The sequence below is a fragment of the Deltaproteobacteria bacterium genome, from assembly GCA_016874775.1.
Taxonomy (GTDB): Bacteria; Desulfobacterota; Binatia; order Bin18; family Bin18; genus VGTJ01.
In genome coordinates, this window is record VGTJ01000250.1 from 1 (window position 1) to 6,470 (window position 6,470).

A 6,470-nucleotide genomic window follows, 5' to 3' on the forward strand; every position below is an offset into this window, starting at 1 on the left:
CGGCGAGAGGCCGGGGGAAAGAAGCTCTTCAATTGTGTCCATTCGGTCATGGTCAGGTCCGTTGGATAAACTCGCGGCAGTGTATTCATCCCTCAAGCTTACCAATCCCTTTTTCAAAACACTCTCTAAGGCCCTGCCCGTCAGCGCCCGTGCGGAGTTCCTGCATGGCTTACCTCTCATTCCATACCTCGCGGCTATTACCAAACGCGTGCGGTTGGGCGTCAGCATCATTGTCACCCCCTATCGTGCCCCTGGCGTGCTTGCCGCTGAAATCGCCACCTGGGATCACCTCTCGGGCGGGCGCATCAATGTGGGCGTGGGCTCAGGCTGGATGCCAGAGGAATTCGCCGCAGCCAGCGCTGCACACATCTACCAGAAACGCAACAAGCATGTACGAGAAACAATCGAGGTAATGCAGGGAGTGTGGACCAACGACGTGTTCGAGTATCACGGCGAGTTCGCCGACTTTCCGAAATGCGGCTTTGGCGTGAAGCCGGTGCAGAAACCACGACCACCAATGTTTTTCGGTGGCTTAGGCAGGCCGGACCTTGCGGCAGCGCGCGTCACGAAGTACAGCCTCGAAGGGTGGATCGGCATCATGGATACACCAGAAGCGATCGGTATCTGGCGTACGGCCATCAAGGAGGAGTTCGTGAAGATGGGAACGCCGAACGCTATCGACGCACTCGAAATCTGTAGCATGATCCCGTTTGAGGTCACACGCGAAAAAACCGATCAAACGCCACGCGGTAAGCTCACGCCCACACTGGTCGGTACGGCTGACCAGATCACTGATAATCTCAAGCGCTACCGAGATGCTGGTATGACTATGCCCTTGTTGTGGCCACCGTTCAGTGGAACCCCAACTGCAAAGACGATCACAGACATGCGGCGGCTCGTGCACGACATTATGCCCAAGATCTAACTGGGACCGCAGCACCTTTGGACACCGTACGTGAGGAGAATGCCACGTCGATGTCACGCTGAGCCTTTCGACGCAGGGTATCCTGAGCGGAACGAAGCGAAGTCGAAGGGCTCGATATCCCTTCCACTCAGAATCACTCAGCGTGATAGGTCTCGTCGGGGCATTGCTTGTGGTTCGCTTGAGGACTAAGAGAGCGGAAGGTCAATAGATCGGTGCTTCACCTGCTGGACGACGTTTCCAGCGCTTATGAATCCACAGCCAGTGGTCAGGATATTGCTCGATGATGTGTTGTACAACTGCCGAAAACTTCTCGGTCAGTACGCGTAAATCCTCTTCTTGATTCCCGGTCGGAACGAATTCGATCGGCTCTCCCATGACGATCCGATGTCGCCACGTGCCGTTCTCTCGTATCGGGAATGCTGGAATTACAGGCACGCCGGCGGCAAGCACGAGCCCAGCCGCACCACTGGAAGTTGAAGCCAAGCGGGAGAAGAAGGGAACAAAAATACCCATTCGTCCAGAGGCATTCTGATCAATCGCCACTGCGACGAACGCCTTCTGTCGCAGTGCACGAAACACCTCAATTCCTGCCACCGTCTTCCGAATGACTTTATTACCACTGCACTCACGCTCTCGCACGATGACATCATCAATAAAGGGGTTACGTAACCGACGGTGAATAATCTGAATCGGAAAGCCATAGTGCGCATGCGAGTACGCCAGCAGTTCCCAATTGCCAAAGTGCGCAGTAAGGATCACAGCCCCTGTGGGCTTGGCTTTGTTCACGATTTCTCGCCACCGCTCTGGGTCGGTAAAGGTAATGCGTTCAGTAATCGATTCCGGAGTGAGCGTATGCATATGGCAGAATTCAGCCACCATACGGCCAAGGTTGAGAAAACTGCTACGCAAAATCGCGTGATGCTCAGCAACGGTTTTCTGCGGAAAGGCAATGGCGAGGTTTATGAGCCCAACTCTACGGTGGTGACGGTCGCAGTGATACAACAATACCCCGATCCATTCGCCAACACGAAAAGCGACAGGAAATGGCAAGAAGCGGAGAAAACTGAACAGCAGTAAGAAGAGGCAATATTCACAACGCGCGATCAGGCGGTGCTTTTCGCGCGCGGGGCGAACAATCTTCTTTTTTCGTTTCCCCTCTTGCTCAGGGACACGTCCCTCTCCCCCCTGGTCAGAAGATGCAGGGGTCGAGGGAGCGGAAGAACGATTCTCGGCAGCTCCTTTCACAGGCGCTCCCGGCATACCTCGCTCAAGCTACTGGTTGACGGCGAGTCCAATCGTCTCTGCCGGATCATCAGAGAAAGAGAAGCCAAAGGCTGCACGTTCTTTCTCTTGCATTTCTGCCACGACTTTATTATCAATCTGGCGATACCGTTCGAGAGTCGCTCGCATCTTCTCTTCGCCACCGTTCGCCGCAGCAAGCTCGTTGAGTTTATTTTTGATCCAACCGATATGCCACTTCTCGTCTTTAGTCACTTCGTGCAAGAGTTCTCGGGTTTGTGGATCAGTGCCAGGTTGACGGGCATGTTCAAGATAGCGACGCTGGGCGCGTTCTTCGACAACCACCGTCAAGGCAAAAAGATCAATGAGCGTGCGCGGAATGCCGACTTCTTTGCCGATACGGACCTGATACCCATCATCCACCGGAACAGGGGTGCTGCCAAGATCGGCAATGCGTTTCGTCCATAGCCATGCATGACGAGTTTCATCTGCCAAGTGACGAGAGAGTTTGACCTGTGACTCTGGGTCATCGACCCGCATAATCAATTTTAGAAGGAGCGTCGCTCCCCGCAATTCTGCTTCGCGATAATAGCTATACAAATGAATCATTCGTGGATCCACGAACATCCTCCTAACCCTTCCCGTTGGTAACAGCCGACCCCTAATACTCTGAGGCCCCCATCCCCATTCCACGTAGGCTCCTGGTATAAAGGAAGGGCTAGAGAAAAGCAATGTCCCTAAATGCCCCACAGAATTACAACTCCTTATTTTTATTAGGAAAATAAAAAGAATCATTTGACACTCTTGCGTAAACGGACTATGACCAGCCCGAGAGCGTAGTCAGTCGTCAGCAGTCGGTAGTCAGTAGGGAGAACAACGATGCAGGTAGCGCGTGGAACGATGAACGACAAACTGAAAATACAAGGAAGGGTTGTCAGTCATCATGCATCGGTCTGCGCTCCGTGCGTTCTGCCATACCGGCAGCGGACAATTTTGTTCCTTGCCTTGTGTCTTGTCTCTCTTCTCGGCTGCCAAAAGGCAGCAGAAACCATCCTCATTGGCCAACCCGATGGCCCATATCGTTTAGCCCTCTCGGTCGCTCCCCCGCAGCCACAGGCACAAGAGCCGGTATCCCTCACCTATCGCATCACCGATGTTCAATCTGGCAAACCAGTCTCCGATTTACAAATCCTGCACGAACGCGCTCTGCACACTTTCATTGTCAGCCGGGACTTTCGTACCTTTGTGCATATCCACCACGAAGATTTCGCTCCGCTGACCGCCCAAGACCTCACTGCAGCGACGTTTCATTACCCCTATACATTCCCGAGCGCAGGCGAGTATCTCATTGCCAGCGAATTCACACACAAAGATCGGAGCTGGATGAAGCAGTTTGCCCTGACTGTCAGTGGCAGTACGTCTCCCTCCGAGGTCGCCATAGACCTGACGAGAACTAAGACCTTTGGGCAATATCAGGCCGTACTCACAACCTCACCAGATCCTCCCCTCGCGGGGTACGATACTGAACTGGTTCTCCGCCTCACTCATCAGGATGGCACCCCGGTCACAAACCTGGGTATGTATCTTGGCACTGAAGTCCATATGGCCTCATGGCGGACGGATGCCGCCAACTTTGGCCATCAGCATACCTACACCCCGCAAATGGCAGCTATGATGACGGCAATGCGCGATCATACCTCGAACCCTAACCACATGGCGCAAATGATGGTGCAACTCATGCGGGAACCACAGAAGCAGGTCTACTATGGGCCGGACTTACCAGTCCATCATTTTTTTCCTACCGCTGGCACCTACAAAGTGTTCTTCGAATGTGCACCGGGCGGCAAACCGATGGTTGCAGATTTTACCGTCAACGTCGCAGAGTATAGCGAAGGAATGGACACAACGGTTCGTTCGATTGTCGCACCAAGTGATCAAGTCCCGCGTTCGCCGCAAGGATAGTTCCAATGCACACTGAACCGTCACGTCCGCGCAGGCAGGCATCCGTGCTTCCCCTTCTCACCTTCTGGATTCCCGCCCTTCGACTAGGCTCAGGACATACGTTCGCGAGAAGGACGTATCCACATCTCACTGCTCAGTTGGGTACGATGGGATGGACTCGGCGCCTATGCAACATCCGTGGAGATCTGTGTCTTCCATTGCTGACCGGTGTCATCCTCTGTTTGTCTTCCCCAGCTCTCGCTGGTCACGGGTTTTCTAGCGCCTTTGGCAATATCGAATGGCTCCCAGAGCCTGGACGCACTCCCGATAGCACCTTGTATCGTTTAGATGCCGTGCGAGAAGAAGGATCGCTCATGCTCGCTCGCACGCCGACAGAGAAAGTACGCCTCTGTCTTTCCTTTGCCCGAGAGAAACTGGCAGAACTTGAAGCAATGGTCAAAGCGGAAAAGACGGAGGCTGCAGCCATAGCCGCTGAGCGTTATCACGCATACCGTGCGCGAGTCATCCACCTGTTCAGCACCGCCACCGATGAAAAGGACACTCTCAATGAGCAAATCGCGAACGCGCTCCTGGAGCACCAGTACATTCTCTCGGTTATTTATCCAGAACTCCCTGTGAGTTCTCGACCCATCATAGTGCAGGTAGCAGCGGCAGCAAAGCAACACTATCAAGATATTGCCGCACTGCTCCCAGCGAAGAAGAAAGGCGCATTGTTTTTCAAAGAAGAAGAAGTCCGCTGGTCAATGGATATGGCCACTCGAGAAGATGCCGCGCCATAACAAGGAGGGAATTACGCTATGATTAAGTCCATTTTTCACATCAACGTCAACGTCAAGAATTTTGATCGTTCACTCGCGTTCTACAAGAACTTAGGATTTAAACTCGTGCTCGATATCGGGGAAGGACCCAACAAAGGCAATGATGTCGGGCTCGGTATTCCCAATAGTGTTGCGAAGGCAGCGTTATTGTCGCTCAGTGACGACCCACGCGCGACCCGGCTCGACTTGATCGAGTGGAAAAAACCACCGACCGATGGCACTCCCTACGCCCACCTCTATCATACTGGCATTGCCCGTATTGCCTTGTTCACTAAGAACCTTGATGACGAGTACACGCGTCTCAAAGCAGACGGGGTTGAATGTGTCTCTGAGCCAGTTGTCATTCGCTTCGGGAGCAAAGCAGGCGCGAAGTTCTTCTGTTTCAAAGATCCGGATGGAACGTTTCTAGAGTTGATCGAACCGTTCAACGGATAGTCTCAGGATGGTCGTGCATTATGGCAACAAAAAACCCCAACGATATGGGTCCCTTTGATTCGTTGGATGATGAAAACCCTTTCCCAGAACCGGTCGAGCTGCCGCTCGAAGATGTCCTCGATCTTCATCCGTTCCAACCGAAGGAGATTCGCAGCGTCGTCGAAGAATATCTCACACAATGTTGTGAAGCTGGCTTTTCGGTTGTTCGTTTGATTCACGGTAAAGGGAGAGGGGTGCAGAGGGAAAGTATTCGTGCCTTACTGACCCGTCTCCCGTTCGTCCAATCGTTTCAGGATGCGCCACCCGAAGCCGGGGGTTGGGGAGCAACGATTGTGTATCTGCAGCCTGACCAAGCTCCAGCGGGAACGAAGAAAGAAAACGACTTGTAGCGTGCGCTATACGCACGTTTCTGCGCTGGGAACTTTTTTGCTTCGCATGCGTTCTCCTCCCAGGCAAAGACTGGAGGACGCGATGATCACGATACCTCGATTGTTCCCCTTACTTCGTTTTTCTTTCTCTTGCTGGAAAGGTCTATATCTCACCTTTTGGAGTATAGCGTTCTGCCTCTCCTTCCCAACGGCACAGTCGGTGTTCGCTGCGCCTCCCTCTCTTGCCGATACCGTCCGATTTCTTGAACAATCAACCTTTGGCCCGACCCCCGAACTTATCGGTCATGTTCAAGCAGTGGGCTTTGAAGCCTTTCTCGATGAACAGTTCACGCAGCCACTCCCTTCCTATCCTGACCTTGGTCTGTGGTCACGACGACCACCCGAAGATTGCCAAGGCGAGTGTCGCTTGCGCAATTACACCATGTATCCGCTGCAGGTACGTTTCTTCGCCCGTGCACTCTTGGCACCAGACCAACTGCGGCAGCGCATGACTTTTGCTTTGAATCAGATCTTCGTCATCTCTGCGGAAGACAACGATTTACGACTCCCAAGCCGTATGCAGCCCTATCTCCAGGTGTTAGAGAGTGTTTTGAAAAAGGGATTGGTAAGCTTGAGGGATGAATACACTGCCGCGAGTTTATCCAACGGACCTGACCATGACCGAATGGACACAATTGAAGAGCTTCTTTCCCCCGGCCTCTC

At 53.2% G+C, this 6,470-nt stretch carries 8 protein-coding genes; 6 read left to right on the top strand and 2 right to left on the bottom strand.

Annotation, left to right across the window (positions count from 1 at the left end):
- Nucleotides 1-925 (top strand): LLM class flavin-dependent oxidoreductase (locus FJ147_26380; GenBank protein ID MBM4259413.1); only part of this gene is annotated, 925 nt, incomplete at its 5' end.
- A gap of 201 nt (nt 926-1,126) precedes the next feature.
- Here the strand turns inward: FJ147_26380 and FJ147_26385 are convergent.
- Entirely contained in the window at nt 1,127-2,185 is a 1,059-nt protein-coding gene (locus FJ147_26385; GenBank protein ID MBM4259414.1) for a hypothetical protein, read from the bottom strand.
- A 12-nt stretch (nt 2,186-2,197) separates the two neighbouring features.
- Nucleotides 2,198-2,785, bottom strand: a complete 588-nt coding sequence (locus tag FJ147_26390; protein MBM4259415.1) for a ferritin-like domain-containing protein — start codon at nt 2,783-2,785, stop codon at nt 2,198-2,200.
- A gap of 258 nt (nt 2,786-3,043) precedes the next feature.
- Here FJ147_26390 and FJ147_26395 point away from each other — a divergent pair, with 258 nt between their 5' ends.
- The 5 genes from FJ147_26395 to FJ147_26415 form a co-directional block, all read left to right on the top strand.
- On the top strand, nt 3,044-4,126 hold the full coding sequence (locus FJ147_26395) for a hypothetical protein (GenBank protein MBM4259416.1): 1,083 nt from the start codon (nt 3,044-3,046) through the stop codon (nt 4,124-4,126).
- A gap of 5 nt (nt 4,127-4,131) precedes the next feature.
- A complete protein-coding gene (locus FJ147_26400) occupies nt 4,132-4,905 on the top strand; it encodes a hypothetical protein (protein ID MBM4259417.1) in 774 nt (257 codons plus the stop codon).
- An 18-nt stretch (nt 4,906-4,923) separates the two neighbouring features.
- Entirely contained in the window at nt 4,924-5,379 is a 456-nt protein-coding gene (locus FJ147_26405) for a VOC family protein (protein MBM4259418.1), read from the top strand.
- Between the two features lie 62 nt (nt 5,380-5,441).
- Nucleotides 5,442-5,768 carry a Smr/MutS family protein gene (locus tag FJ147_26410; GenBank protein ID MBM4259419.1) on the top strand — a complete coding sequence of 109 codons (327 nt, stop codon included), beginning with the start codon at nt 5,442-5,444 and terminating at the stop codon, nt 5,766-5,768.
- A partial coding sequence (locus FJ147_26415; protein ID MBM4259420.1) for a DUF1800 domain-containing protein occupies nt 5,674-6,470 on the top strand: 797 nt, incomplete at its 3' end. The genes FJ147_26410 and FJ147_26415, both read left to right, overlap by 95 nt.

Bases quoted from the DNA above. Each gene is read 5' to 3' on its own strand.
- FJ147_26385 (MBM4259414.1), bottom strand. From the start codon at position 2,185: ATGCCGGGAGCGCCTGTGAAAGGAGCTGCCGAGAATCGTTCTTCCGCT.
- FJ147_26395 (MBM4259416.1), top strand. From the start codon at position 3,044: ATGCAGGTAGCGCGTGGAACGATGAACGACAAACTGAAAATACAAGGA.
- FJ147_26400 (MBM4259417.1), top strand. From the start codon at position 4,132: ATGCACACTGAACCGTCACGTCCGCGCAGGCAGGCATCCGTGCTTCCC.
- FJ147_26405 (MBM4259418.1), top strand. From the start codon at position 4,924: ATGATTAAGTCCATTTTTCACATCAACGTCAACGTCAAGAATTTTGAT.